Here is a 22,261-nt window from a genome sequence, read left to right as displayed (position 1 = left end):
GAAGCAGGAAGAGCACCGGCGCCACCACTTCTTCCACCCGTGCAAAGCGCCACCGCGCGCTTCACCGGATCGGCCCACGCCTGTTCGGCCATCGACGTGAGCGCGCCCTGAACAACGACGACCGCCAACGTCAAAAGAAGCAGCAGCTCACCCCAGCCGATGCATCGCATCCCGCAACGCCGGGTACAGCGACTTGTAGATGTCGAAACGCTCCCGGTACACAGCCTGCGCCGCAGGCTCCGGCCGCGCGCGCTCCACCAGCGTGACCCAGCCGCGCTCGGCCGTTGCCGCATCGACCAGCCCCGCGCCCAGCGCCGCGAGCATGGCCGCGCCCAATGCGGCCTCGACCTCCTGCTCGATGGTGAACACCGGGTAGCCCGTGACGTCGGCCACGATCTGCATCCACAGGTCGGAGTGCGCCGCGCCGCCGACCACGATGAGCCGGTCGTCCAGCGGCTGGCCGCTTTGCCGGCCGGCTTCTATGTTGTGCTGCAGCGCGAAGCTCACGCCCTCGAGCACCGCGCGGTACAGGTGCGCGCGGCTGTGCGCGAGCGACAGACCGATGAACGCGCCCTTGGCCTGCGCGTCCCAGATGGGGCTGCGCTCGCCCATCAGGTAGGGCAGGAACACCAGGCCCTCCGCGCCCGGCGGCACGTCGATCGCCTTGCGCTCGATGAGCGCATGCGCGTCTTCGCCGGTGCGCGCGGCCTCGGCCACCTCGGCCTGGCAGAAGGTTTCGCGGAACCACGTCACGGCCGCGCCCGCGGTGATGGCGCCGCCGAACACATAGCTGCGGTCCGCGCCGCGGTACACGTGCGGCATGGTGATGAGCTTGTGGCGCGCATCGACCGTCGGGCTCACGAAGCCCCAGCACATGCTGGTGCCGATCATCGCGACATGGTCGCCGCTGCCCGTGACGCCCGCGCAGAAGGTGGCCACCGCCGCATCGACGCCGCCCGCCATCAGCGGCATGCCTTCGGCCAGCCCCAGCTTCTCCGCCCATTCGGCGCCCAGCCCGCCCACCACGTCGCTCGACTCGACCAGGCGCGGCGGCATCATGCGCGCCGGAATGCCGAGCATGCGCATGGCCTCTTCGGACCACTGCCTGCGGCCGGCGTCGTACACGCCGCCGATGTTGCCGGCCGAGCTGTGGTCCACCGCCAGCTCGCCCGTGAGGCGCCAGTTGATGTAGCTGTTGGGCGGCAGGAAGTAGCGCGTGCGCTCCCACACCTGCGGCAGGTGCTCGCGCACCCACAGGATCTTGGTGAAGCCGTGGTAGCTGTCCACGCCGTTGCCGGTGATGGTTTCGAGCCGCGGCACGTCGACGTTCGCGTTCACCCATGCCACCTCGGCCGTGGCGCGGCGGTCCATCCAGATCAGGCAGGGGTGCAGCGGCTGCATCGCCTCGTCGACCGGAATGCCCGCGCCGCCGTACAGGCTGCTCACGCACAGCGCGGCGATGTCGGCGGGGGCCACGCCGCCGCCCTTGAACGCGGCCGCGATGCAGCCGCGCACGCTCTCGCACACCGCGTCGAACCACACCTCGCAATCCTGCTGCGCCCACAGCGGCCTGGGCGTCTCGGGCTGGTAGGCCACGCTGTGTTGCGAGTGCACCTTGCCGTCGACGCCGACCAGCAGGCACTTGGTGCTCTGCGTGCCGATGTCCACGCCGATCACGTATTTCATGGTGTGTCGTCTCTCAGGATCGGGGCTGCGGCTTGAGCAGCACCTTGATGGAATCCAGCGAGTTTGCCAGCGCGAAGGCGGCACCGCATGTGGCTCCGCATGTGGCTTCGCGTGCGGCACCACGGCACACTCTGGCGCCATGACGACGACAACCTCTTCTTCTCCTGCGGCGGCGGGCCCGCTGGCCGGGCTCAAGGTCATCGAGCTGGGGCAGCTCATTGCCGGGCCCTTCGCGGCGCGCACGCTGGCCGACTTCGGCGCCGAAGTCATCAAGATCGAACCGCCCGGCGCGGGCGATCCGCTGCGCAGCTGGCGGCTCATGAAGGACGGCACCTCGGTGTGGTGGCAGGTGCAGTCGCGCAACAAGCGTTCGCTGGCGCTCGACCTGCGCGAGCCCGAGGCGCAGGCCATCGTGCGGCAACTGGCCGCCGAGGCCGACGTGCTGATCGAGAACTTCCGCCCCGGCGCCATGGAAGGCTGGGGCTTGGGGCCCGACGCGCTGCTGGCGGCCAACCCCGCGCTGGTGATGCTGCGCATCAGCGGCTACGGCCAGACCGGCCCGTACCGCGACCGTCCCGGCTTCGGCGTGGTGGCCGAGGCCATGGGCGGGCTGCGCCACCTCACGGGCGAACCGGGCCGCGTGCCGGTGCGCGTGGGCGTGTCCATCGGCGACACACTGGCTTCGCTGCACGGCGTGATCGGCGTGCTGATGGCCATGCAGCACCGGCACGCCACGGTGAGCGCCGCGCACCCGAAGGGCATCGGCCAGGTGATCGACGTGGCGCTGTACGAGGCGGTCTTCAACTGCATGGAAAGCCTGCTGCCGGAGTACGGCGCCTTCGGCGCGGTGCGCGAGGCGGCCGGCAGCGCGTTGCCGGGCATTGCGCCGACCAATGCCTACCGCTGCGCGGACGGCGGCTACGCTATCGTCGCGGGCAACGGCGACAGCATCTTCCGGCGGCTGATGGCGTGCATCGGGCGGCCCGACCTCGCGGCCGACCCGGCATTGGCCGGCAACGCGGGCCGGGTGGCGCAGGTGCAGGTGCTGGACGCCGCCATCGGCGACTGGGCCGCGCAGCGCACGGTGGACGAGGTGCTGGCCGCGCTCGACGCGGCGCATGTGCCGGCCGGGCGCATCTACACCATCGCCGACATCGCGGCCGACCCGCACTACGCGGCGCGCGGCATGCTGCAGCAGGTGCGCATGTCCGACGGCAGCGCGCTGGCGGTGCCCGGCTTCGTGCCCAAGCTGTCGCTCACGCCGGCCAGCCACCGGGTGAACGCGCCGGCGCTGGGGGCGGACACCGACGCGGTGCTGAGAGAAATCGGGCTGAGCGCCGAGCAGATCGCCGCACTGCATGCGCGCGGGATCGTGGGCTGAGCCCTGGAAAGCCAGCGGCTCAGCCGCGCAGCGACTCGATCAGGTCGATGTACTTCTGCTTGGCTTCGTCGGCGCTCGCACCCTTCTGCGCGGTCCACGCGTCCCACTTGGCGCGCGCGACGATGTCGCTGAAGCTGGGCTTCTTGGCGGTGTTGTCGCCTTCCGTGGCCTGCTTGAAGAGGCCGTAGATCTTCAGCAGCGTGGGGTTGTCGGGGCGCTCGGCGAGCAGCTTGGAGTTGGCCTGGGCGGCTTCGAACTGGGCGTTGAGATCGGACATGGCAAGACGGTGTTGAAAGCGGAAACCGCGGATCTTAAATCGTGCGGTACCCAGGGGTACCGGTGCAGCGCCGCAGGTGTAGCCGCTCAGTCCTTCAGCCCCGCGCGCGCCAGCTCCACGTCCAGCCTTTCGCGCGCGTCCGCCGGCTTCAACGCCGCGGCCTGCTCGTACAGGGCCGTGGCCTCGCCCATGCGCGAGTCGCCGTGCAGCATGAGCAGGGCGCGGGCGTATTCCATCTTGCCGGCGGCGGAATGCGGATGCAGCGCAAGCCCGCGCTCGAACAGCGCCATCGACGTTTCCGCGCGCACGCCGTAGGTCATGCGCCCGACCAGCGCGCCCACCTTGTCGATCACCTCCGCATGGAACGACGCCAGCGCGAGGTGCGCATCGGCATGGCGCGGCTGCAGTTCGATGACGTGTTCCAGCGCGCCCTTGAGCTTGCTGCCCAGCCCTTGCGCCAGCGCGCGCGCCACGCTGATGCCCTGGCTGTAGCGGCCCAGTGCATAGGCCTGCCAGTACAGCGCCTGGCAGTTGTCGGGTTCGGCCTCGGCCTGCGCGCCGGCGCGTTCGATCACCTGGCGGAACATGGCCAGCCGCACGGCCTCGCGCGGCTCCAGGTAGTTGGCGTAGATGGCCGTGGCCTGGTTGGCCAGCGCCAGGCCCTCGGCGCCGTGCAGCAGGCCGAGCGTGGCGGCGCGTTCGAATTCGCCGCTGTGGTACAGCGCCCAGCCCTCGGCCAGCGGCGAGGTCTCGTCGGGCACGGGCAGCTCATGGCCGGCGTGCAGGCGCGGCCAGTGCGAGGCCACGCTGCGCGCGTCGTAGCGCGGCACGTCGGCCCAGGGCAGGGGCGTCCACGGGTCGGCGTTTGCGGCGGCCGGGTGGGCGGACATCAGCGAGAGCGGTTTGAAGTCGGGGTGGGGCATTTTTGTTCTAGACCGCCATGTCGGCACGGGGTGCCGCACTGCTGTTGCTGCTGTTGCTGCTGTTGCTGTTCTTGCCATCCTTGGCGCTGCCGTTGCCGCCGTCCTCGCCGTTGTAGGCATGGCTCAGCGCCAGCAGGTGCCTTCGCTGCTCGCGCCCGAGATAGGGGGCGAGCTGGTGCAGCGTGTGGTGGGCGCCGCGCATGAGCGCGCCCTGCGCATGCGCGGGCTCCAGCGCCTCGCGCGGGTTGCGCACGTACTCGTAGCTCAGCCAGTAGGTCAGCACGACCACCATGCTCTGCGCGAGAGTGTCGACCTCGTGCACGTCAATCTCGAGGTGGCCGGCGCGGCTCAGGCCGGCAATCAGCTGGCGGATGGCGCGGGCCTTGTTCTTCAGCACCAGCTGGAACTGCGTTTCCAGGTGCCGGTTCTTGCTGAGCAGGTCGTTCAGGTCGCGGTACAGGAAGCGGTGGCGCCAGATGAGCTCGAACAGCGTGTGCATGAAGAACCATGCGTCCTCCACGTCGTGCACGCCTTCGCTGGCATGCAGCAGCTCGTTGAGCTCGGCCTCGTAGCCTTCGTAGAGCTTGTTGATCAGCTCTTCTTTGGCCGGGTAGTGGTAGTACAGGTTGCCCGGGCTGATGTTGAGTTCGCCCGCCACCAGCGTGGTCGAGACGTTCGGCTCCCCGAAGCGGTTGAACAGGTCCAAAGCGGCTTCGAGGATGCGTTGCGCCGTGCGTCGTGGCGCCTTCTTTGCCATGTCGGTGCCCCCGTTTGTCTCGTGGTCTGTTGGGGACACTCTAGCGTATGTGCACCGCACCATGGCGGGCGCGGGACATGTTTTGCGGGCCTCGTTTTTTGGTGCGGTGCCGCAATTCGGGCGGGCCGCCGCGGGCCTGCCCAGGCCCGGCGCTTCACGGGCAGATCACTGGCGCTTCAGCCCGCCTTGCTGCGGCGCAAGGTCGTCTTCTTGGGGGCGGAGGCGGTGGGGGCGGCGGTCTTGCGGGTGGCGCCGCGGGTGGCGTTCCGGCTGGCGCGCGCGGGGGCGGCTTCCTTGGCGGCGCCGCCGTGCGCTTGCTGCTTCTTCAGTTGCGCCTCGAGCACATCGACGCGCGCCTGCAGCGCGGCCATGTCGGCGGCGGTGGGGGTGCCCAGCTTTTCGAGCGCGCGCGCCACGCGCTCTTCGAAGATGTTCTCCAGCTTGCCCCACTGGCCGGCGGCCTTGGAGCCGAACTCGCTGGCAAAGCCGGCCATGCGCTGCTGGGCCTGGCTCAGGGTTTCCTCGGCGGCCTGCTGGGTCTTCTTCTGCATGCCGGCGCCGTCCTTGACGAGCGCCTCGAAAGCCTTGCTGCCTTCTTGCTGCATCTTGGCGAAGGCGCCGAGCCCGGCCAGCCAGATCTGCTGGGCGGAGTCCTTTATGCGGTCGGCGGACTTGCCGTTGGCGCTGCTGTTGTCGTCGCTGCTGTCGCTGTCGTGGGGGCGGGCGGAGGCCATGCGGGGTGTTCCTGGGAGAAAGTGCGAAAAGGTCGAATCGCAGGACTCTAGCCGCCCGATGCCCGCGCGGTTAGAGCTTTCCGCCTAGCCGGTGCACGCGCTTTCTTGTGCTTTGCAGCGCGGTGCAGTGTCGCTATGCCGTCAGGGCGTGGCGCCGGCCGCGCGGCTGGCGTCCAGGTGCGCCTTGGCGCGTTCGGCCAGCGCCATTTCGCCGGGCGTGCCGGGCACGAAGGCCTCCACCGGCAGCGGCCGGCCGTGCGAGTCGACCGAGACGAACACGATCAGGCATTCGGTGGTCTTCTCCATCACGCCGCCCTTCATGTCGCCGCTGCGCACCTCCACCGAGATGTTCATGCTGGTGGTGCCGGTGTAGGCCAGGCGGGCTTCCACCTCGACCAGGTCGCCGATCATGATCGGGCGGTGAAAGCGGATGCTGCCGATGAACGCGGTGACGCAGTAGCGCTTGGCCCAGCTGGTCGCGCAGGCGTAGCCGGCCTCGTCGATCCACTTCATGACCGTGCCGCCGTGGACCTTGCCGCCGAAGTTGACGGTGCTGGGTTCTGCGAGGAATCGCAGGGTGATCGAGGACATGGGGGCCGCCTTGTGTGTAGGGCTGTGGGTGTGGGGAGCCGCGATTATGCGAGCGCCCGAATACCCGACGGCGCCGCCCGTCGGGCCTGTTTGCCCGCTCGTGCCACCCGTGCCCGTTCGCGCTGGCTCAGCCGCCGCTGAAAAGCTGCGCCAGCGTGCGCCGCAGCCAGGCGTTGCCCGGGTCGGCGTGAAAGCGCTCGTGCCAGTGCTGCTTTACGGCGTAGGCGGGCAGGGCGAAGGGCGGCTCCAGCAGCTTCACCGGCTCCTGCGTGGCCAGCACCTGGCCCAGGATGCGCGGCACCACCACGATCAGCTCGGTGTGCGCCACGATGCGCGCCACGCTCAGGAAGCTCGACAGCCGCACCACCACGTCGCGCCGCAGGCCCAGCCGCGCGATGGTGGTGTCGACGATGGCATGCCCGGTGCCCGACGTGGACACCACCGCGTGCGCCTCGGCCTCGAAGCGCTTGCGCGTGAGCTTGTTGCCGCCGATGCGCGGGTGGTTCTGCGCCGCCAGGCAGACGAAGTTCTGCATGAACAGCGTCTGCTGGTAGAAGCCCGCGTCCAGCTGCGGCATGAAGCCCACGGCCAGGTCGACCTCGCCGTCCTGCAGGCGGCGCCCGCTCTGGGTGGAGATGATCTCGGTTTCGATGTGCACGCCCGGCGCCTCGTGGCGCAGGTGGTCGAGCAGGCCGGGCAGCAGCACCACCTCGCTGATGTCGGTCATGCACACGCGAAAGCGCCGCTGCGCCTGCGCGGGCTCGAAGCTGCTGCGGTTGCCGCGCGCCTGCGCCAGCTGGGCCAGCACCTCGCGCAGGTGCGGGTAGATGCGCTCGGCATGCGGCGTGGGCTGCATGCCCTGCGCGGTGCGGGTGAAAAGCCGGTCGTCGAAGTGGGCGCGCAGCTTGTTCAGCGCGGTGCTCGCCGCGGCCTGCGCCATGCCCAGCCGCTCGGCCGCCTTGGAGACGTTGCCGGTCTTGTAGACCTCGTCGAACACGGCGAGCCATTCGGTATCGAGCTTGGACATGGTGGACCGCCGGCGCCTTTTCTTGTGCAACGAAAGCCACCATTATCGAAATTTCGAATTCCTTGTATTGGCCACCAGGCTTGAGGAAATAGTGGTGCGGATCAAGAATCGCGGCACGGAGACACCCACGCCATGAAAACCGCGCCTTCCAACGCCGCCGAGCGCAGCGACTACTACGCCCGCATCCGCCCGCTGAACCTCACGCCGCTGTGGGAATCGCTGCACGCCCTGGTGCCGCGCGAGCCGCAGACGCCCTGCGTGCCCGCCCTGTGGCGCTACGACGAGATCCGCCCGCTGCTGATGGAGTCGGCCGCGCTCATCACCGCCGAGGAGGCCGTGCGCCGCGTGCTGGTGCTGGAGAACCCGGCGCTGCCGGGCAACTCGTCGATCACGCAGTCGATCTACGCGGGGCTGCAGCTCATCATGCCGGGCGAGGTGGCGCCGTCGCACCGCCATGTGCAGTCGGCGCTGCGCTTCATCGTCGACGGCAAGGGCGCGTACACCACGGTGGGCGGCGAGCGCACCACCATGTACCCGGGCGACTTCATCATCACGCCCTCGTGGGCCTGGCACGACCACGGCAACGAGGGCATCGAGGGCGTGAGCGAGCCGGTGGTGTGGCTGGACGGGCTGGACATTCCGATGCTGCGCTTCTTCGACGCCGGCTTCGCCGAGAACGACGACGCCAAGGTGCAGCACGTGGCGCGGCCCGAGGGAAACAGCCTGGCGCGCTTCGGCCACAACATGGTGCCGGTGCGCCACGACCACGCCGCGGCCACCTCGCCCATCTTCAACTACCCCTATGCGCGCAGCCGCGAGGCGCTGGCCCAGCTCGGCCGGCAGGAGGCGCCCGACGCCTGGCTCGGCCACAAGCTGCGCTACATCAACCCGCTGACGGGCGGCTCGCCGATGCCGACCATCTCGACCCAGCTGCAGCTGCTGCCCAAGGGCTTCGCGGGCAAGGCGCACCGCGCCACCGACGGCACCGTGTACAGCGTGGTCGAAGGCCACGGCACGGCGGACATTGCCGGCCAGCGCTTTCACTTCGGCCCGCGCGACACCTTCGTGGTGCCGTCGTGGGCGCCGCTGCGGCTCGCCTCGCCCGACGGGGAGGCGGTGCTGTTCAGCTTTTCAGACCGCCCCGTGCAGCAGGCCATGGGCATCCTGCGCGAGGCCTTCCTCGAAGAGGCCTGAAGCAGCGGCCCCGGCCTTCCGACGCCTTTCAGACCGTTCCGTTTTCCTGTTCGACCGCATGCCGCCGCCCGCGGCAGGAGCCCCCATGTCCATCGCCTCCACCTCCGCAAACAACCCTCCCTCCGTGCTGCTGGTCGGCGGCGGCATCGGCGGCATGGCCGCCGCGCTGGCGCTGGCGCGCATCGGCGTGGCTGTCGACCTGCTGGAGCAAAGCGCCACCATCGGCGAGATCGGCGCCGGCCTGCAACTGGGCCCCAACGCCTTCGCCGCGCTCGACGCGCTGGGCGTGGGCGAGGCGGTGCGCCGGGGCTCGGTGTTCACCGACCGGCTGGTGATGATGGACGCCGTCGACTGCGGCGAAGTGGCCTCGGTGCCGGTGGGCGAGGCCTTTCGCGCGCGCTTTCGCAACCCGTACGCGGTGAGCCACCGCGCCGACCTGCATGGCGCCATCCACGAGGCGGTGAAGCAGCACCCGCTCATTCGCTTCCACACCTCGGCGCAGGTCGCGCACGTCGACATGGGCGCCCAGGGCGTCACGGCCGTGACGCAGGACGGCCGGCGCTTCAAGGCCGACGCCATCGTCGGCTGCGACGGCGTGAAGTCGGTGGTGCGCGCGCGGCTCATCGGCGATGCGCCGCGCGTGTCGGGCCATGTGGTGTACCGCGCCGTGGTGCCCGCGGCCGACATGCCCGCCGACCTGCGCTGGAACGCGCCCGTGGTGTGGGCCGGCCCCGACTGCCACCTGGTGCACTACCCGCTGCGCCACGGCGAGCAATACAACCTGGTCGTCACCTTCCACAGCCGCGAGCGGGAAGAGTGGGGCGTGAGCGACGGCAGCAAGGAAGAGGTGCTGTCGTACTTCGAGGGCGTGCATGCGCGGCCGCGCCAGCTGCTGGACCGCCCGACCTCGTGGCGCCGCTGGAGCACCGCCGACCGCGACCCGGTCGCGCGCTGGAGCGAGGGCCCGGCCACGCTGCTGGGCGACGCGGCGCATCCCATGATGCAGTACCTGGCGCAGGGCGCCTGCATGGCGCTGGAAGACGCGGTGACGCTCGGCGAGGCCGTGAAGGCCTGCGGCTTCGACATGCCCGCCGCCTTCAAGCTGTACGAGGCGGCGCGCGTCGCCCGCACGGCGCGCGTGGTGCTGTCGGTGCGCGAGATGGGGCGGCTGTACCACGCCAAGGGTGTGGAGCGGCTGGTGCGCAACAGCCTGTGGGTGGGCCGCTCGCCCGAACGCTTCTACGATGCGGTCGAGTGGCTCTACGCCTGGCGGCCCGAGCATTGCCTGGAGGACGCACCCGGGGCGCTGCAGCCCCGGGGCGTTGCAATGGCGGAACCCGCCGCCGCGCTTTCGCCGCACTGACACCTGTTTCTTTCATCATCCATAACCAATAACCATCGACGCGACCCTTCCAGGTCAAGCCCAGGAGACAAACGACATGAACTTTTCGCGCGCACTGCTCACCGGCGTCCTTGCCTTCACGGCGGCCACGGGCGCACAGGCCCAAGTCCAGACACAGGCCGGCGACTACCCCAGCAAGCCCGTGACCCTGGTCACCCCCTTCGCGGCCGGCAGCGGCCCCGACGCCGTGCTGCGCCTGGTCTCCGACAAGCTCTCGCGCCTGTGGAACCAGCGCGTGCTCGTGGACAACAAGCCCGGCGGCGGCGGCTTCATCGCCATCGACCAGGCCCGCCGCGCCGCGCCCGACGGCTACACGCTGCTGCAGCTCGACAGCGAGCACATCGCCGCGCTGCCGCACCTGTACAAGTCGAAGAACTTCGTCACGCTGCAGCACTTCGACCCGGTGGCCTCGCTGTTTCGCACGCCCTTCTTCGTGGCCGTGGCGAGCGACTCGAAGTGGAAGAACATGAGCGACCTGATCGCCGCGGCCAAGGCCGACCCCGAGGGCGTGGTCTACGGCTCGTGGGGCGTGGGCAGCCCTGGCCATTTGGGCGCCCAGCAGCTCGAGGCGCTCACCGGCGTGCGCATGCGCCACGCGCCGTACCGCGAGGTGTCGCAGCTGTTCGCCAACGTGGGCGCGGGCGAGGTGCCGTGGAGCTTCGCCAGCATTCCGTCGAGCCAGGGCATCTACAAGGCCGGCAAGCTGCGCTACCTGGCCATTGCCGCGCCCCGGCGCATCCCGCAGATGCCCGACGTGCCCACCATGGCCGAGGCCGGCGGCCCGGCCTCGCTGGAGGTCAACTCCTTCGTGTCGCTGCTCGTGCCCAAGGGCGTGCCGGCGGCCATCAAGGCGAAGATCAATGCCGACGTGGCCAAGGTCATCGCCGACCCCGAGATTCGCGCCCGCTTCGACACCTTCGCCTTCGAGCCGCTGGCCTGGTCGCCCGAGGAAATCGAGCGCAATGCCGAGGCCAAGTCGAAGGTGTACGGCGAGCTGGTGCGCAGGGGCAACATCAGCCTCGAATAGCGCAGGCCGCGCCTTGCCCAGGGCTTTGCCCGGCAGTTAAGCTGGCCTTCTTTGTTTTTTTGACAATTTTTCACACTTTTCCATGCACGCCACCAAGAGAGCCCTCCTGATTGCCTGCGGCCTGGCCGCCGCCACCGTGTTGCCCCTGACCGCCAGCGCGCAGAACGCCGCCTGGCCGACCAAGCCCATTCGCCTGCTGGTGGGCTTTCCTGGTGGCTCCAGCCCCGACATCGCGGCGCGCACCATCGCCGAGCCGCTGTCCAAGGCGCTGGGCCAGCCCATCGTGGTGGACAACAAGGCCGGCGCCTCGGGCAACATCGCGGCCGACCAGGTGGCCAAGGCCACCGACGACCACACGCTGGGCGTCGTCATCAACGGCAACCTGACCTCCTCGAAGATGCTGTACGCCAAGCTGCCGTACGACCCGGTCAAGGACTTCACCTACCTCTCGCTGCTCGCGACCGCGCCGCTGGTGCTGGTGGCGCAGAACAACCTGCCCTCGGGCACCGCCTTCTTCGACGCGGGCCGCAAGGCCGGCGACAAGTGGAACTACGGCTCGGTGGGCATCGGCTCGGTCGGCCACCTGGGCATGGAGCTGCTGAAGACGCGCGTGCCCGGCTTCAAGCCCGAGCACGTGCCCTACCAGGGCAACCCGCAGGTCATCACGGCCATGCTGGGCGACCAGGTGCAGATGGGCCTGATTCCCCCGGGCGTGGCCATGCCGCAGATCAAGGCCGGCAAGCTCAAGGCCATCGGCCTCACCGGCGGGCGCAGCGCGCTGGTGCCCGAGATTCCGCCGCTGGCCGACGCCGGCGTGAAGGACTTCAGCCTCGAGGTGTGGGTGGCGCTGCTCGGCCCGTCCAACCTGTCGAAGACCGCGCAGGCGCGCATCAGCAGCTCGCTCGAGGTGGTCATGAAAGACCCCGAGGTGCGCCGCAAGCTGTTCGAGCAGGGCTGGCAGGCCGTGGGCACCTCGCCGGACGGCATGCGCACGCGCGTGACCGAAGAGGCCGCCATCATGACCAAGATCATTTCCGCCCGCGGCATCAAGCTCCAGTGATGACTGCGAAGACCTTGCATGAACCGGCGCGCGAGCTGCCGGTGTTCGGCGACTACGACGTGGTCGTGGTCGGCGGCGGCCCCGCCGGCATCGCCGCGGCCGTGAGCGCCGCGCGCCACGGCGCAAGCACGCTGCTGGTGGAGCGCTACGGCTTTCTCGGCGGCATGGGCACCGCCGGCGGCGTGACCAACTTCGCGGGCCTGTACGGCAAGCGCAAGGGCGAGATGACGCAGCTGGTGCGCGGCGTGGTCGACGAGCTCATCGAGCGCATCGCCGCGCTCAACGGCATGAACGACCCGCAGAACGGCATGGGCGGGCGCATCTGCGTGCGCTCGTACGACACCTCGGCGTACAAGCTCGCGGCCGACCAGCTGCTGCAGGCCGCCGGCGTGAAGCTGCTGTTCCATGCGTTCGCGGCCGCGGTGGTGCGCGACGGCAACCGCATCGCGGCGCTGGTGGTGGAGACCAAGTCGGGCCGCCAGGCCCTGCGCGCCAACGCCTTCATCGACGCCAGCGGCGACGCCGACGTGGCCGCCTTTGCCGGCGTGCCCTTCGAGGTGGGCGACGGCCACGGCAGCGGGCTGTTCCCGACCACCATGTTCCGCATCGGCCAGGTCGACGCGCCGGCCGCGCTGGAGGCGGTGGGCGAGTTCAAGGCCATCAACGACTTCATGGCGCGCGCCGAGGCGCAGAAGCCGGGCGTGTACAAGTTTCCGCGCGAAGGCGCCATCCTGCGGCCGAACAAGGACCCGCGCGAGTGGCGCGCCAACGTCACGCAAATTCGCAATGCCCAGGGCCGCGCGATGAACGGCGTGGACGCGCAGGAGCTCACCGACGGCGAGCTCGAGGGCCGCCGCCAGATCACCGAGTACTTCAAGTTCCTGAAGGCCGAGGTGCCGGGCTTCGCGCAGTCGGCCATCGTGGAGATCGCGCCGCAGGTCGGCATCCGCGAGACGCGGCGCATCCAGGGCCTGTACGCGCTGCAGCGCGAGGACATCCTGGGTTCGGCCAGGTTCGACGACAACATCGGCCTGAACGCCTGGCCGATGGAAATGCACGCCGACGGCCGCATCGAGTGGGCCTTTCCGCGCGACGAAGCCAACGCCTACAACCACCTGCCGTGGCGCATGCTGGTGCCGCAGGCGATCGACAACCTGCTGGTGGCGGGGCGCTGCGCGTCGATGACGCACGAAGGCCAGTCGGCCGCGCGCGCGAGCGGCGGCTGCTTCGTCATGGGGCAGGCCGCGGGCACCGCGGCGGCCACGCTGGGCAGCGCCAACTTCGCGCAGGTCGACGTGCCGGCGCTGCAGAAGAAGCTGCTGGCCGACGGCGCCGACCTGGACCGCTGAGCGCTCAGCGCTCCGCGCGCACGGGATGCGGCTAGAGTCCGGGGCTTGAAAAACTCGAATCCCGGACGAAACGTGCACTTTCTTTCGTTGCCTTCGCTGGCGCCCGCCGCGCGCCGCATCTTCCTGGCGCTGTCGTGCGCCGCATTCGGCCTGCTGCAGGCGGGCTGCGCCAGCACCCCCGAGGGCGACCCGGTCCACGGCAAGGACCGCATCGTGAGCTTCCTGGCGGCCAAGGACGGCCGCAAGGTGGCCATTGCCGGCGAGAAGTACCACTACGTGTTCGACGGCGACCCCTCGGTGGCGGCGCTGCTGCGCTGGAGCGGCCGCGCCAAGGTCACGCCCGCGCTCATCGGCGAGTTCAAGGTGGCGCGCAACCAGAGCTTCGAAGGCCAGTACGTGCTGATGGCGTTCGACGCCGACCTCACGCCCGAAGACCGCAGCTTTCTCGTGCAGACCGGCTTCGCCAAGGCCGAGGTGAAGTACGGCGACCGCACGGGCCCGGTGCTGCGCTACTTCGGCACCGTGTACGGCAAGCGCTACGAGGCGGCGGCGCTGAAGCCGGCCGACAAGGTCGACTTCTCGCGGCGCTACGACCTGAGCTACGTGGAGCAGGAGACGCTGAGCGCCCCCTTCTCCAAGGCCGCGCCTTCGCCGCTGGCGTACGCGGACGACGGCTCGGCGCTGCTGGACGGCGTGCCGGTGCGCGTGGTGCAGGGCGGCACCGACTTCAGCTGCCGCGCGAAGTACATGGACATCTGCTTCTTCAGGTAGCCCGGCTGTGACCCGGCCGCAAGCGCGCCCGGGCGCCGGCTGACCGGGCCGCGACAGCCCGCGGGCCCGGGCTTTGCTATGGTCGTGGGTTGCCTTTTTGCCAGCCCGCATTGTTTTCCCGATGACCACCGACCCCACCACCGCCTCCCGCCTCGTCCACGAACTCGTCGCGCTCATGCAGCTCGAACCCCTGGGCGGCGACCGTTTCCTCGCCCAGAGCGAGGACATCGGCACCCCCGCCGTCTTCGGCGGCCAGGTGCTCGGCCAGTCGCTGATGGCCGCCAGCCTCACCGTGGGCGCCGAGCGCCCGGTGCATTCCATGCACGCCTACTTCCTGCTGCCGGGCGAGCATGCGCCCATCGAGTACAGCGTCGACCGCGTGCGCGACGGCCGCAGCTTCACCACCCGCCACGTGGTGGCGCGCCAGCAGGAGCGCATCATCTTCGAGATGTCGGCCTCGTTCCAGACCGTGGACGACGGCGTCGAGCACCAGTTCGACATGCCCGAGGTGGCCGGCCCCGACGGCCTTGCCAGCGAGCTCGACCAGCGCATCGCCCTGGGCGACCGCCTGCCCGAACCGTGGCGCGCCAAGGCCACGCAGCCGCACGGCATCGAGTACCGCCGCGTCGACCCCGAGGACCTGATTGCCCCCGCCGTGCGCCCGACCTCGGCGCAAAGCGCCATCTGGATGCGCGCCATCGCGCCGCTGCCCGATGACCCCATGGTGCACCGCGCCCTGCTGGCTTATGCGTCCGACCACGGCCTGCTGCGCGCGGCCATGCTGCCGCACGGCCTGAGCTTCATGAGCGGCCAGGTGCGCCCCGCCAGCCTCGACCACGCGATGTGGTTCCACCGCGATTTCCGCATGGACGACTGGCTGCTGTACGTGCTCGACTCGCCCAGCGCCGGCGGCGCGCGCGGCCTGTGCCGCGGCAGCCTCTATGCGCGCGATGGGCGGCTGGTGGCGTCGGCGGCGCAGGAGGGGATGCTGCGCATCCGCTCCAAAAAGCCGCAAGCCTGAGACGAGCAACCGCACGACACGCCACGTTCACCACACGCCCCGCCACGGCTCAACCCCAAGACATCATGCAAATCTTCTTTTCCCCCGCATCCCCCTTCGTGCGCAAGTGCATGGTCGTGGCGCACGAGCTCGGCATGGCCGAGCGCATCGAGAAGTTGCCCAGCGCCGCCGGCCCGGTGAAGCGCGACGCGACCATCATCCCGAAGAACCCGCTGGGCCAGGTGCCGACCTTCATCACCGACGACGGCCAGGCGCTGTTCGACAGCCGCGTGATCTGCGAGTACCTGAACGCCACGCAGTCGGGCACGCTGTTCCCCGCCGATGGGGCCGCACGCTGGGCGCGCCTGACCGAGCTGGCGCTGGCCGACGGCATGACCGGCGCCGCGCTGCTCGCGCGCTACGAGAACGTGCTGCGCCCCGAGCCGCTGCGCTGGGCCGACTGGACCGACGGCCAGCTGGCCAAGGTGCGCACCGGCCTCGAGTGGCTGGAAACGGCGGCGCCGTCGTTCGGCGAGCGCGTCGACATCGGAACCATCGCCTTCGGTTGCGCGCTGGGCTACATGGACTTTCGTTTCCCCGATGTGAACTGGCGCGCCGAAGCACCGAACACCGCCAAGTGGTTCGATGCCTTCAACCAGCGCGCGTCGATGCAGGCGACGCTGCCATCGGTGTGAGCGAAGGCACAGGCGAGTTGACGTTCGGCGACCTGTCGCAGCGCACCGGCATCGCGTTGCCGCCGCTGTTGCGCCAGCTCATCGACAGCGGCCAGCCCACGCTGGCCAGCTTCTACGACTTCGAGTGGATCGATGCGAGGCAGGCCAGCGAGACCCTCGACGGGTGGCTGGACGCCAGGTGGCAGGGCGGCCGCCGCTTCCTGCCTTTCGCGCAGTCGGGCGGTGGCGATGCGTACTGCCTGGTGCCATTGCCCGGCGGGGTGGTGAGCGATGTGGTGGGCGTATCGCTCGTGTGGCACGACGACGAGCAGAGCCGCGTCGACCACGGCACGTTCTCCGATTTCGTCTGCGCCATGTTCCTGCAGACCTTCGCCGACATGAGCCATCTCGAGGCGTGGGACCTGTCCGGCCCGGAGATCGCCGAGCGCGTGATCGCGGACGTGGGGGTTGTCACGGCGTTCATGGACGCGAAGACCGCGGGCTGGCTGCAGGGGCTGAGCCGCTTGCCTGTCGAATCGCGGCCTTACAAGGCGGGGCCCCGCGCGAAGCCGGAGCAGGTGCCTTCGCTCATTTCCCAAGCGCAACTGGACGAGGAACTGACGCGGTTTCAGTTGCAGGACTCAGAGGCGTTTGCCGTCACGCCGCGTTGGGAAATCGGCGAATAGGCGCAAGCCCTCAGAGCATCAGTTGATCGGCCGCACACCGACATCGTGCCCAGGTGAACAGGGCGTCGGGTGCTTCCCGCAGCGAAATAAAGGAGGAGCGAAGCGGGGGACATTCGCGGAGGGAAGTACCCGGCGGCCTGTTCACACGCCCTGAACAGCAACGCCGCAACGCCGCCCCCTGCCTTCCAAATCAGAACTTGTAGTTCACCGTCAGCAGCACATTGCGCGGATCCCCGTACACCCCGGTGCCATAGGAGCCCAGCCCCGGCATGTAGGTCTTGTCGAGCAGGTTGTTGATGTTCAGCGCCAGGCTCAGGTGGCGGTCGAACTCGTAGCGCGCCATCAGGCCGACCAGTGCGTAAGACGGCTGGTCCGCGCGGAAGCCCGTGCCGTCGGAGGCCTGGTAGTAAGTGCGGCTCTGCCACGACAGCGAACCGCCCACGGTCAGCCGGCTCCAGTCGCCCGGCAGCCTGTAGCTGGTGCTCAGCTTCACCAAATGCTTGGGCTGGTTGGTGTTGACCGCACTCAGGATTTCATCGGGCTGCGGCGGAATGCGCGACATGCGGAAGGTGTAGCCGCCCGCGATGTTCCACGCCGGCGTGAGCTGCCCCGACACCTCCAGTTCCAGCCCCTTGCTGGTGATGCCGTTCACCGCCTTGTAGACCTCGTTGCCCGTGGTGTCGCTGCTGCCGACGTACTGCGCCGCGTTCTTCTGCTTCACGTAGAAGAGCGCCAGGCTGGTGTTGAGCCGGCGGTCGAGCAGCTCGCCCTTGATGCCCACCTCGGCCGCCTGCCCGGTCAGCGGCGCCAGCGCGCGCTCGGAGGCGTCCTTGTAGAAAGTCTGCGGGTTGAAGATGTCGGTGTAGCTCGCGTACAGCGACCACTGGCGGTTGACGTCGTACACCACGCCCGCGTACGGAATGGTCTTGTGGCTCACGCTCAGGTCGTCGGCCACGCTGTAGCTGCCGTCCAGCCCGAGCGTGCTGTCGTGCAGCTTGTACCAGCTCACGCGCGTGCCCAGGATGACCGACCAGTCGTCCGCCGGGCGCAGGCGCACCGCGGCGAAGGCGCCCTTCTCGGCGATGCGCGTCGTGCGCTGTTCCTTCAGCATGAAGTCGGGCCGGGCGAAGTTGCCGTCCCACGCGAAGTAGTTGGGCACCGGGCTGAAGTCGCTCGTGTAGCCCGGCGCGCCGCGCGTCTGGCGCGACCAGCCCAGGCCCATCGACAGCTCATGCTCGCGGCCGAACAGCTGGAAGGGGCCCGACAGCGCCAGGTTCACCGCGCTGGTAGTGGCGTCGGTCGGAATCTTGGCCGACAGCACGTTCAGCCCCGCGCCGGTGAAGGCGTCGAGCGAGCCGTAGCTGGCGGCGCCCACCTCCACGTCGCGCGACTGGCGCAGGCGGCTGGCGGAGAGGTCGAGCTTCCAGCCGTTGCCGAACTCGTGCTTCAGCGTGCTGAACAGGTTGGTGCTCTCGTTGTTCCAGTAGCTCCAGTTGGTGGCCGGGTTCCAGCGGCGCGAAAAGTGCGTCTGCCGCCCGTCGCTGAAGAACAGCGGAATGTGGCCGTAGCTGGCGCCGTGGGCGCGCGTTTCCATGTGGTCCACGCCCAGCGTGAGCAGCGTGCGCGGCGCCAGGTCGACCTCGACGATGCCGTACAGGTTGCGCGTGTCGCGCCCGTAGTTGTTCACGTACGAGTCGGCGTTCTGCGCCGCGGCCACCAGCCGGCCGCGCACGCTGCCGCTCGCGTTCAGCGGGCCCGAGATGTCGGCCACGCTGCGCACCTTGTTCCACGAGCCGATGCCGGCCGACACCGAGGCCTCGAACTCCGGCGTCGGGCGCTTGCGCACCAGGTTGATGGTGGCCGACGGGTTGCCCGCGCCGGTGAGCAGGCCGGTGGCGCCCTTGACGATTTCCACCCGGTCGTAGATGGCGCTGTCGCCCAGCGAGGTGGTGTACTGGCTGGCGCTGTCCATGGTGTTGGGCACGCCGTCGAACTGGAAGTTCTCGATCGTGAAGCCGCGCGCGTAGAAGGTCGAGCGCTCGCTGTCGTTGCGCCCCACGGTGACGCCCACGGTCTTCTCCAGGATTTCGGGCACGTTGGTGAGCGCCTGGTCGTCCATCTGCTGGCGCGTGATGACGCTGACCGACTGCGGCGTTTCGCGCAGCGACAGGTTCATGCGCGTCGCGCTGCTGCTCGCGCGCGCCGCGTAGGAGCCGGTGCCTTCGCTGGTGTTGTCGCCGGTGGCCGTCACGGTCACGGGCGGCAGGTCTGCGCCGGTGGCCACGGGCGCGTCCTTGAGCGTGAAGAAGCCGGGGCTCGACTGCGTGGCCACGATGCCGGTGCCGGCCAGCAGCCGCTCGAGCGCCTCGCGCGGGGTGTAGCTGCCGGCCAGCGCCGGTGCGCGCAGGCGGGCGAGCTTGTCTTCGTCGAACAGCAGCTGCTGGCGGGCCTGGCTGGCGAAGGCGCGCAGCGCGGCCGGCAGCGGCTGGGCGGCAATGTCGAACTGCACGCGAACCTGCTGGGGTTGCGGCTGCGGCTGCGGCTGCGCGTGCACGGTGCCGGCCGTCGCCAGCAGGGCCAGCACGCCCGCCGACACCGCCGCCATGGTCGCCCGCGAGGCGCCCGCCCCGGCGCGCAGGCCCGTGGCCAATGCACCCCGCGCCACGGCGCCCTTCAAATTCCTTGCTCGCATCTCTTGTGTTCCTGTTCGTTCGTCGGTCCGCGCGTGGCTGTGCCCGCGCCGGTGAGGGAGACCGTTGGCTGGAGAGAACGAAGGCGAGGGCCGTCGAGCTGCTTGGCTGGCAGTCGGGAGGGGGCGAAGCATTCGCGGCCCTCACAGGTATAGAACGCAGGCCTGGCGAAAGTCAGAACCCGCCGTGCCTGAAAAAAGCGAAATGAATTCGCCGGCGCCCGTTCACTTCCGGGCAATGCGCCAGCTGCCGTCGGGCTGCTGCTGCACGCGCAGCGGCAGCAGGCCGGGCAGGGCCTGCAGGAAGGCCTCGGGCGTGGCCGTGGCGGCGACGCCCGAAATGGGTTGCCGCGCCAGGTCGGCGCTGGCCAGCACCACCGGCCGGCCCAGGTAGCGCGACAGCTCCTGCGCCACCTCGCCCAGCGGCGTGCGCTGGAACTGGATCTGGCCGGTGCGCCAGTCGCCGACCGTGGCGGCATCGGCCGGCACGCCGCGGTGCGCGCGCGTGGCGGGGTCGATGGCCACGCCGGCACCGGGCCCCAGCACCAGCACCTGCGGCTCGCGCGCGTCGCGGTCCGGTCGCACCTCGACCCGGCCCGAGCGCACCTTGACGACGATCTCCGGCGGCGCTGCGCGCACGTTGAAGGCGGTGCCCACCACCTTGACCTGGCTGGCGCCGCTGTCCACGGTGAAGGGGCGGCCGGTGTCGGGCGCCACCTCGAAGAAGGCCTCGCCCCGTTCGAGCGTCACCTCGCGGCGGCGCGGAAAGTAACGCACGCGCAGGGTGCTGTCGGTGTTGAGCGCGACGTGGCTGCCGTCGGGCAGGTCGACGCGACGGGTCTCGCGGTGGGCGGTCGCGACCTCGGTGGTGAAGGTGGCGGTATCCGCCCAGCGGTGCAGGCCGTAGCCGCCGACCAGCGCCACGACGGCGAAGGCGGCGACGGCGGCGAAGCCGGTGGAAAGCGTGCGGGCCCATCCGCGACGAGCACGGCGCACGTCGGTCTTTGCAGATGTCGCGCGCCTGGCGGGTGCGGCGGGTGCGGCAAATGCAGCAGGTGCAGCCGGTGCGGCAGCCGCGCGCCAGGACCGGTCCGCGGCCAGCGGAATCTGGTGCAGGTCGTGGCTGGTGAGCGCCATGCCGTCGTAGACCTCGCGGTGCAGCGGGTCGGCCGCCAGCCAGGCGTTCAGCGCGCGCTCGTCGCTGCCGGTCCAGCTGGTTTCGTGGCGCCGCATGAACCACGCGGCGGCCGTCTCGTGCAGGGCGACGAGCGCCTGCGGGGACAGGCCCGGGGGAGTCTCAGCCGTCGCGGTCATGGGGCCTCCTGGCGCTCTTCGGCGCCGGCATCGCGGGAGTCGGTGGAATCGTGGGCATCGCGTGCGTCGTGGGCGTCGTCCTGCACGTGCAGCTGCGTCATCTGCTGCAGGCTCGGGTACTTCACGCGCAGCTGGCAGTAGGCCATCGCGCGGTTCAGGTGCTTGGCCACCATGCGCGCGGAAATGCCCATGGCCGCGGCCACCTCGTCGTGGCTCAGGCCGTCGATGCGGTTGAGCAGGAAGGCCTGCCGCTGGCGCTCGGGCAGCTCGGCCACGGCGGCGTCCAGCCGCTGCAGGCGCTCGCGGTGCGCGGCGAGTTCGAGCGGCGACTGGCGCTCGTCCGCGGGCAGCGCGGCCAGCTCGGGGCCGGCCGTTTCCATCGACACGAGCTCGGGGCTTTCGCCGCGGCCGTCGCGGCGCCATGCGTCGAGCGCCACGCTGCGCGCCGTGGTGCGCAGGTAGGGGGCTTCTTCGTCGGGCGCGAGCGACTTGCGCGCGACGGCCATGCGCACGAAGACGTCCTGCGCGGCGTCCTCGGCCTTGTCGTGCTGGCCCAGCCGCCCGCGAAACAGGCGCACCAGCGGCTTGCGCCAGCGTGCGTACAGGCTGGCGAGCTGGCTTTCGGCGCCGGCCGGGTCGTCGGGGTCGTTGGCGGGGAGGAACATGGGCACGCGGGCAGCCAGGCAATCTTGAGAAGGGCGGGGAAAGCACCTCGATCCGGATTGGCGGTCCCCTGCGCCGTGGGGAACGGCGAGGGGCGGACGGGCCTGGCTACGTGCGGATGTCTGGGGGCGGTGAGAAACCGGCGGCGATTGTATCGACGGCCGAATGGCGATCCTTGGCTAAATTCGGGAGTTCATCGCCAACCAAGGAACCCCGCATGTCAGATCAAAAAGTAGCCATCGTCACCGCCGGCGGCAGCGGCATGGGCGCCGCCGCGGCACGCAAGCTGGCCGAAGACGGCTTTCGCGTCGCCATTCTTTCGTCGTCCGGCAAGGGCGAGGCGCTGGCCGCCGAGCTGGGCGGCATCGGCGTGACCGGGTCCAACCAGTCGAACGACGACGTCAAGCGCCTGGTGGACCGCGTAAGCGGCGAGTGGGGCCGCGTCGACGTGCTGGTCAACAGTGCCGGCCACGGCCCGCGCGCCCCCATCCTGGACATCACCGACGAGGACTGGCACCGCGGCATGGACGTGTACCTGCTGAGCGCGGTGCGCCCCGCGCGGCTGGTGGCGCCGCTGATGGTGAAGCAGGGCGGCGGCAGCATCATCAACATCTCGACCTTCGCGGCCTTCGAGCCCGACCCGGTGTTCCCGACCTCGGGCGTGTTCCGCGCGGGCCTGGCGGCGTTCACCAAGCTGTTCGCCGACAAGTACGCCGAGCACAACGTGCGCATGAACAACGTGCTGCCCGGCTTCATCGACAGCCTGCCCGAGAAGGCCGAGTTCCGCGCGCGCATTCCGATGGGCCGCTACGGCAAGAGCAGCGAGATCGCGGCCGTCATCGGCTTCCTGGCGTCCGAAGGCGGCGGCTACATCACGGGGCAGAACCTGCGGGTGGACGGCGGCATCACGCGCTCGGTGTGAAGCCCGGCGGCGGGCGAAGGAAAGGCCCCGCTGCCTAGAATCGCGCCCCATGTGCCCGAGGATGCCCCGCTTTCCCATTCGCCGCCGCCAGTCCGGCTGCTCGCGGCCGACGCCTCCTTGACGCCGGTGCACTG

21 protein-coding genes are annotated in these 22,261 nt (G+C 70.0%); 11 read left to right on the top strand and 10 right to left on the bottom strand.

What is annotated here, in order from left to right; genetic code table 11:
* Positions 1-147: 147 nt before the first annotated feature.
* Positions 148-1,686 carry an FGGY-family carbohydrate kinase gene (locus QTI51_RS22070; protein ID WP_116911429.1) on the bottom strand — a complete coding sequence of 513 codons (1,539 nt, stop codon included), beginning with the start codon at positions 1,684-1,686 and terminating at the stop codon, positions 148-150.
* A 139-nt stretch (positions 1,687-1,825) separates the two neighbouring features.
* Here QTI51_RS22070 and QTI51_RS22065 point away from each other — a divergent pair, with 139 nt between their 5' ends.
* A complete protein-coding gene (locus QTI51_RS22065) occupies positions 1,826-3,067 on the top strand; it encodes a CaiB/BaiF CoA transferase family protein (protein ID WP_116911428.1) in 1,242 nt (413 codons plus the stop codon).
* A gap of 19 nt (positions 3,068-3,086) precedes the next feature.
* On the opposite strand, the gene QTI51_RS22060 is transcribed toward QTI51_RS22065, so the two are convergent.
* From QTI51_RS22060 to QTI51_RS22035, 6 genes are all read right to left on the bottom strand, one after another.
* The gene (locus QTI51_RS22060; protein WP_007835415.1) at positions 3,087-3,344 is read right to left on the bottom strand and encodes an acyl-CoA-binding protein; all 258 of its coding nucleotides are present in this window, start codon (positions 3,342-3,344) and stop codon (positions 3,087-3,089) included.
* Between the two features lie 86 nt (positions 3,345-3,430).
* Positions 3,431-4,267: a tetratricopeptide repeat protein gene (locus tag QTI51_RS22055; RefSeq protein WP_207786757.1), complete on the bottom strand. Its 837-nt coding sequence runs from the start codon at positions 4,265-4,267 to the stop codon at positions 3,431-3,433.
* A 7-nt stretch (positions 4,268-4,274) separates the two neighbouring features.
* Positions 4,275-5,024, bottom strand: a complete 750-nt coding sequence (locus tag QTI51_RS22050) for a TetR/AcrR family transcriptional regulator (protein ID WP_116911427.1) — start codon at positions 5,022-5,024, stop codon at positions 4,275-4,277.
* Between the two features lie 176 nt (positions 5,025-5,200).
* Positions 5,201-5,758 (bottom strand): phasin family protein, encoded by a 558-nt coding sequence (locus tag QTI51_RS22045; protein WP_116911426.1) that lies wholly within the window; start codon positions 5,756-5,758, stop codon positions 5,201-5,203.
* A gap of 141 nt (positions 5,759-5,899) precedes the next feature.
* The gene (locus tag QTI51_RS22040; RefSeq protein ID WP_108139880.1) at positions 5,900-6,349 is read right to left on the bottom strand and encodes an acyl-CoA thioesterase; all 450 of its coding nucleotides are present in this window, start codon (positions 6,347-6,349) and stop codon (positions 5,900-5,902) included.
* A gap of 127 nt (positions 6,350-6,476) precedes the next feature.
* Positions 6,477-7,376, bottom strand: coding sequence for a LysR family transcriptional regulator (locus QTI51_RS22035; RefSeq protein WP_116911425.1), 900 nt, complete (start codon positions 7,374-7,376; stop codon positions 6,477-6,479).
* 132 nt (positions 7,377-7,508) lie between these two features.
* On the opposite strand from QTI51_RS22035, the gene gtdA reads away from it, so the two are divergent.
* The 9 genes from gtdA to QTI51_RS21990 all read left to right on the top strand — a co-directional run bounded on the left by gtdA (position 7,509) and on the right by QTI51_RS21990 (position 16,539).
* Positions 7,509-8,570, top strand: coding sequence for a gentisate 1,2-dioxygenase (gene gtdA, locus QTI51_RS22030; RefSeq protein ID WP_116911424.1), 1,062 nt, complete (start codon positions 7,509-7,511; stop codon positions 8,568-8,570).
* An 85-nt stretch (positions 8,571-8,655) separates the two neighbouring features.
* The gene (locus QTI51_RS22025; RefSeq protein ID WP_116911423.1) at positions 8,656-9,933 is read left to right on the top strand and encodes a 3-hydroxybenzoate 6-monooxygenase; all 1,278 of its coding nucleotides are present in this window, start codon (positions 8,656-8,658) and stop codon (positions 9,931-9,933) included.
* A 76-nt stretch (positions 9,934-10,009) separates the two neighbouring features.
* Entirely contained in the window at positions 10,010-10,999 is a 990-nt protein-coding gene (locus tag QTI51_RS22020; protein WP_116911422.1) for a Bug family tripartite tricarboxylate transporter substrate binding protein, read from the top strand.
* 82 nt (positions 11,000-11,081) lie between these two features.
* On the top strand, positions 11,082-12,059 hold the full coding sequence (locus QTI51_RS22015) for a Bug family tripartite tricarboxylate transporter substrate binding protein (protein ID WP_116911421.1): 978 nt from the start codon (positions 11,082-11,084) through the stop codon (positions 12,057-12,059).
* Positions 12,059-13,408: an FAD-dependent oxidoreductase gene (locus QTI51_RS22010; RefSeq protein WP_116911420.1), complete on the top strand. Its 1,350-nt coding sequence runs from the start codon at positions 12,059-12,061 to the stop codon at positions 13,406-13,408. Before QTI51_RS22015 ends, QTI51_RS22010 begins: the two co-directional genes overlap by 1 nt.
* A 72-nt stretch (positions 13,409-13,480) precedes the next feature.
* The gene (locus QTI51_RS22005) at positions 13,481-14,179 is read left to right on the top strand and encodes a hypothetical protein (protein WP_286516239.1); all 699 of its coding nucleotides are present in this window, start codon (positions 13,481-13,483) and stop codon (positions 14,177-14,179) included.
* 121 nt (positions 14,180-14,300) lie between these two features.
* Positions 14,301-15,200, top strand: coding sequence for an acyl-CoA thioesterase (locus QTI51_RS22000; protein WP_116911419.1), 900 nt, complete (start codon positions 14,301-14,303; stop codon positions 15,198-15,200).
* Between the two features lie 65 nt (positions 15,201-15,265).
* Positions 15,266-15,874, top strand: coding sequence for a glutathione S-transferase (locus QTI51_RS21995; RefSeq protein WP_116911418.1), 609 nt, complete (start codon positions 15,266-15,268; stop codon positions 15,872-15,874).
* On the top strand, positions 15,871-16,539 hold the full coding sequence (locus QTI51_RS21990; RefSeq protein ID WP_116911417.1) for an SMI1/KNR4 family protein: 669 nt from the start codon (positions 15,871-15,873) through the stop codon (positions 16,537-16,539). The genes QTI51_RS21995 and QTI51_RS21990 overlap by 4 nt, the downstream gene beginning before the upstream one ends.
* A gap of 190 nt (positions 16,540-16,729) precedes the next feature.
* Here the strand turns inward: QTI51_RS21990 and QTI51_RS21985 are convergent, their stop codons facing one another.
* The 3 genes from QTI51_RS21985 to QTI51_RS21975 all read right to left on the bottom strand — a co-directional run bounded on the left by QTI51_RS21985 (position 16,730) and on the right by QTI51_RS21975 (position 21,207).
* Positions 16,730-19,231: a TonB-dependent siderophore receptor gene (locus QTI51_RS21985; RefSeq protein ID WP_286516241.1), complete on the bottom strand. Its 2,502-nt coding sequence runs from the start codon at positions 19,229-19,231 to the stop codon at positions 16,730-16,732.
* Positions 19,232-19,453: 222 nt separating this feature from the next.
* Complete coding sequence (locus QTI51_RS21980) at positions 19,454-20,542, bottom strand: FecR family protein (RefSeq protein WP_286516242.1); 1,089 nt, start codon at positions 20,540-20,542, stop codon at positions 19,454-19,456.
* On the bottom strand, positions 20,539-21,207 hold the full coding sequence (locus QTI51_RS21975) for an RNA polymerase sigma factor (RefSeq protein ID WP_116912525.1): 669 nt from the start codon (positions 21,205-21,207) through the stop codon (positions 20,539-20,541). The genes QTI51_RS21980 and QTI51_RS21975 overlap by 4 nt, the downstream gene beginning before the upstream one ends.
* Positions 21,208-21,422: 215 nt before the next feature.
* Between QTI51_RS21975 and QTI51_RS21970 the strand changes: the two genes are divergently transcribed.
* Positions 21,423-22,127, top strand: a complete 705-nt coding sequence (locus tag QTI51_RS21970; RefSeq protein ID WP_116912524.1) for an SDR family oxidoreductase — start codon at positions 21,423-21,425, stop codon at positions 22,125-22,127.
* Positions 22,128-22,261 lie beyond the last annotated feature (134 nt).

Origin of the sequence: Variovorax sp. J22G73, from assembly GCF_030317035.1 — a bacterium.
In the GTDB taxonomy this organism is placed as follows: Bacteria; Pseudomonadota; Gammaproteobacteria; order Burkholderiales; family Burkholderiaceae_C; genus Variovorax.
This window is presented reverse-complemented; position numbering and strand designations above follow the sequence as displayed.

What these genes read in the sequence shown, in the direction of transcription:
- QTI51_RS22070 (WP_116911429.1), bottom strand. Translation starts at nt 1,686, where the DNA reads ATGAAATACGTGATCGGCGTGGACATCGGCACGCAGAGCACCAAGTGC.
- QTI51_RS22065 (WP_116911428.1), top strand. Translation starts at nt 1,826, where the DNA reads ATGACGACGACAACCTCTTCTTCTCCTGCGGCGGCGGGCCCGCTGGCC.
- QTI51_RS22060 (WP_007835415.1), bottom strand. Translation starts at nt 3,344, where the DNA reads ATGTCCGATCTCAACGCCCAGTTCGAAGCCGCCCAGGCCAACTCCAAG.
- QTI51_RS22055 (WP_207786757.1), bottom strand. Translation starts at nt 4,267, where the DNA reads ATGCCCCACCCCGACTTCAAACCGCTCTCGCTGATGTCCGCCCACCCG.
- QTI51_RS22050 (WP_116911427.1), bottom strand. Translation starts at nt 5,024, where the DNA reads ATGGCAAAGAAGGCGCCACGACGCACGGCGCAACGCATCCTCGAAGCC.
- QTI51_RS22045 (WP_116911426.1), bottom strand. Translation starts at nt 5,758, where the DNA reads ATGGCCTCCGCCCGCCCCCACGACAGCGACAGCAGCGACGACAACAGC.
- QTI51_RS22040 (WP_108139880.1), bottom strand. Translation starts at nt 6,349, where the DNA reads ATGTCCTCGATCACCCTGCGATTCCTCGCAGAACCCAGCACCGTCAAC.
- QTI51_RS22035 (WP_116911425.1), bottom strand. Translation starts at nt 7,376, where the DNA reads ATGTCCAAGCTCGATACCGAATGGCTCGCCGTGTTCGACGAGGTCTAC.
- gtdA (WP_116911424.1), top strand. Translation starts at nt 7,509, where the DNA reads ATGAAAACCGCGCCTTCCAACGCCGCCGAGCGCAGCGACTACTACGCC.
- QTI51_RS22025 (WP_116911423.1), top strand. Translation starts at nt 8,656, where the DNA reads ATGTCCATCGCCTCCACCTCCGCAAACAACCCTCCCTCCGTGCTGCTG.
- QTI51_RS22020 (WP_116911422.1), top strand. Translation starts at nt 10,010, where the DNA reads ATGAACTTTTCGCGCGCACTGCTCACCGGCGTCCTTGCCTTCACGGCG.
- QTI51_RS22015 (WP_116911421.1), top strand. Translation starts at nt 11,082, where the DNA reads ATGCACGCCACCAAGAGAGCCCTCCTGATTGCCTGCGGCCTGGCCGCC.
- QTI51_RS22010 (WP_116911420.1), top strand. Translation starts at nt 12,059, where the DNA reads ATGACTGCGAAGACCTTGCATGAACCGGCGCGCGAGCTGCCGGTGTTC.
- QTI51_RS22000 (WP_116911419.1), top strand. Translation starts at nt 14,301, where the DNA reads ATGACCACCGACCCCACCACCGCCTCCCGCCTCGTCCACGAACTCGTC.
- QTI51_RS21995 (WP_116911418.1), top strand. Translation starts at nt 15,266, where the DNA reads ATGCAAATCTTCTTTTCCCCCGCATCCCCCTTCGTGCGCAAGTGCATG.
- QTI51_RS21985 (WP_286516241.1), bottom strand. Translation starts at nt 19,231, where the DNA reads ATGCGAGCAAGGAATTTGAAGGGCGCCGTGGCGCGGGGTGCATTGGCC.
- QTI51_RS21980 (WP_286516242.1), bottom strand. Translation starts at nt 20,542, where the DNA reads ATGACCGCGACGGCTGAGACTCCCCCGGGCCTGTCCCCGCAGGCGCTC.
- QTI51_RS21975 (WP_116912525.1), bottom strand. Translation starts at nt 21,207, where the DNA reads ATGTTCCTCCCCGCCAACGACCCCGACGACCCGGCCGGCGCCGAAAGC.
- QTI51_RS21970 (WP_116912524.1), top strand. Translation starts at nt 21,423, where the DNA reads ATGTCAGATCAAAAAGTAGCCATCGTCACCGCCGGCGGCAGCGGCATG.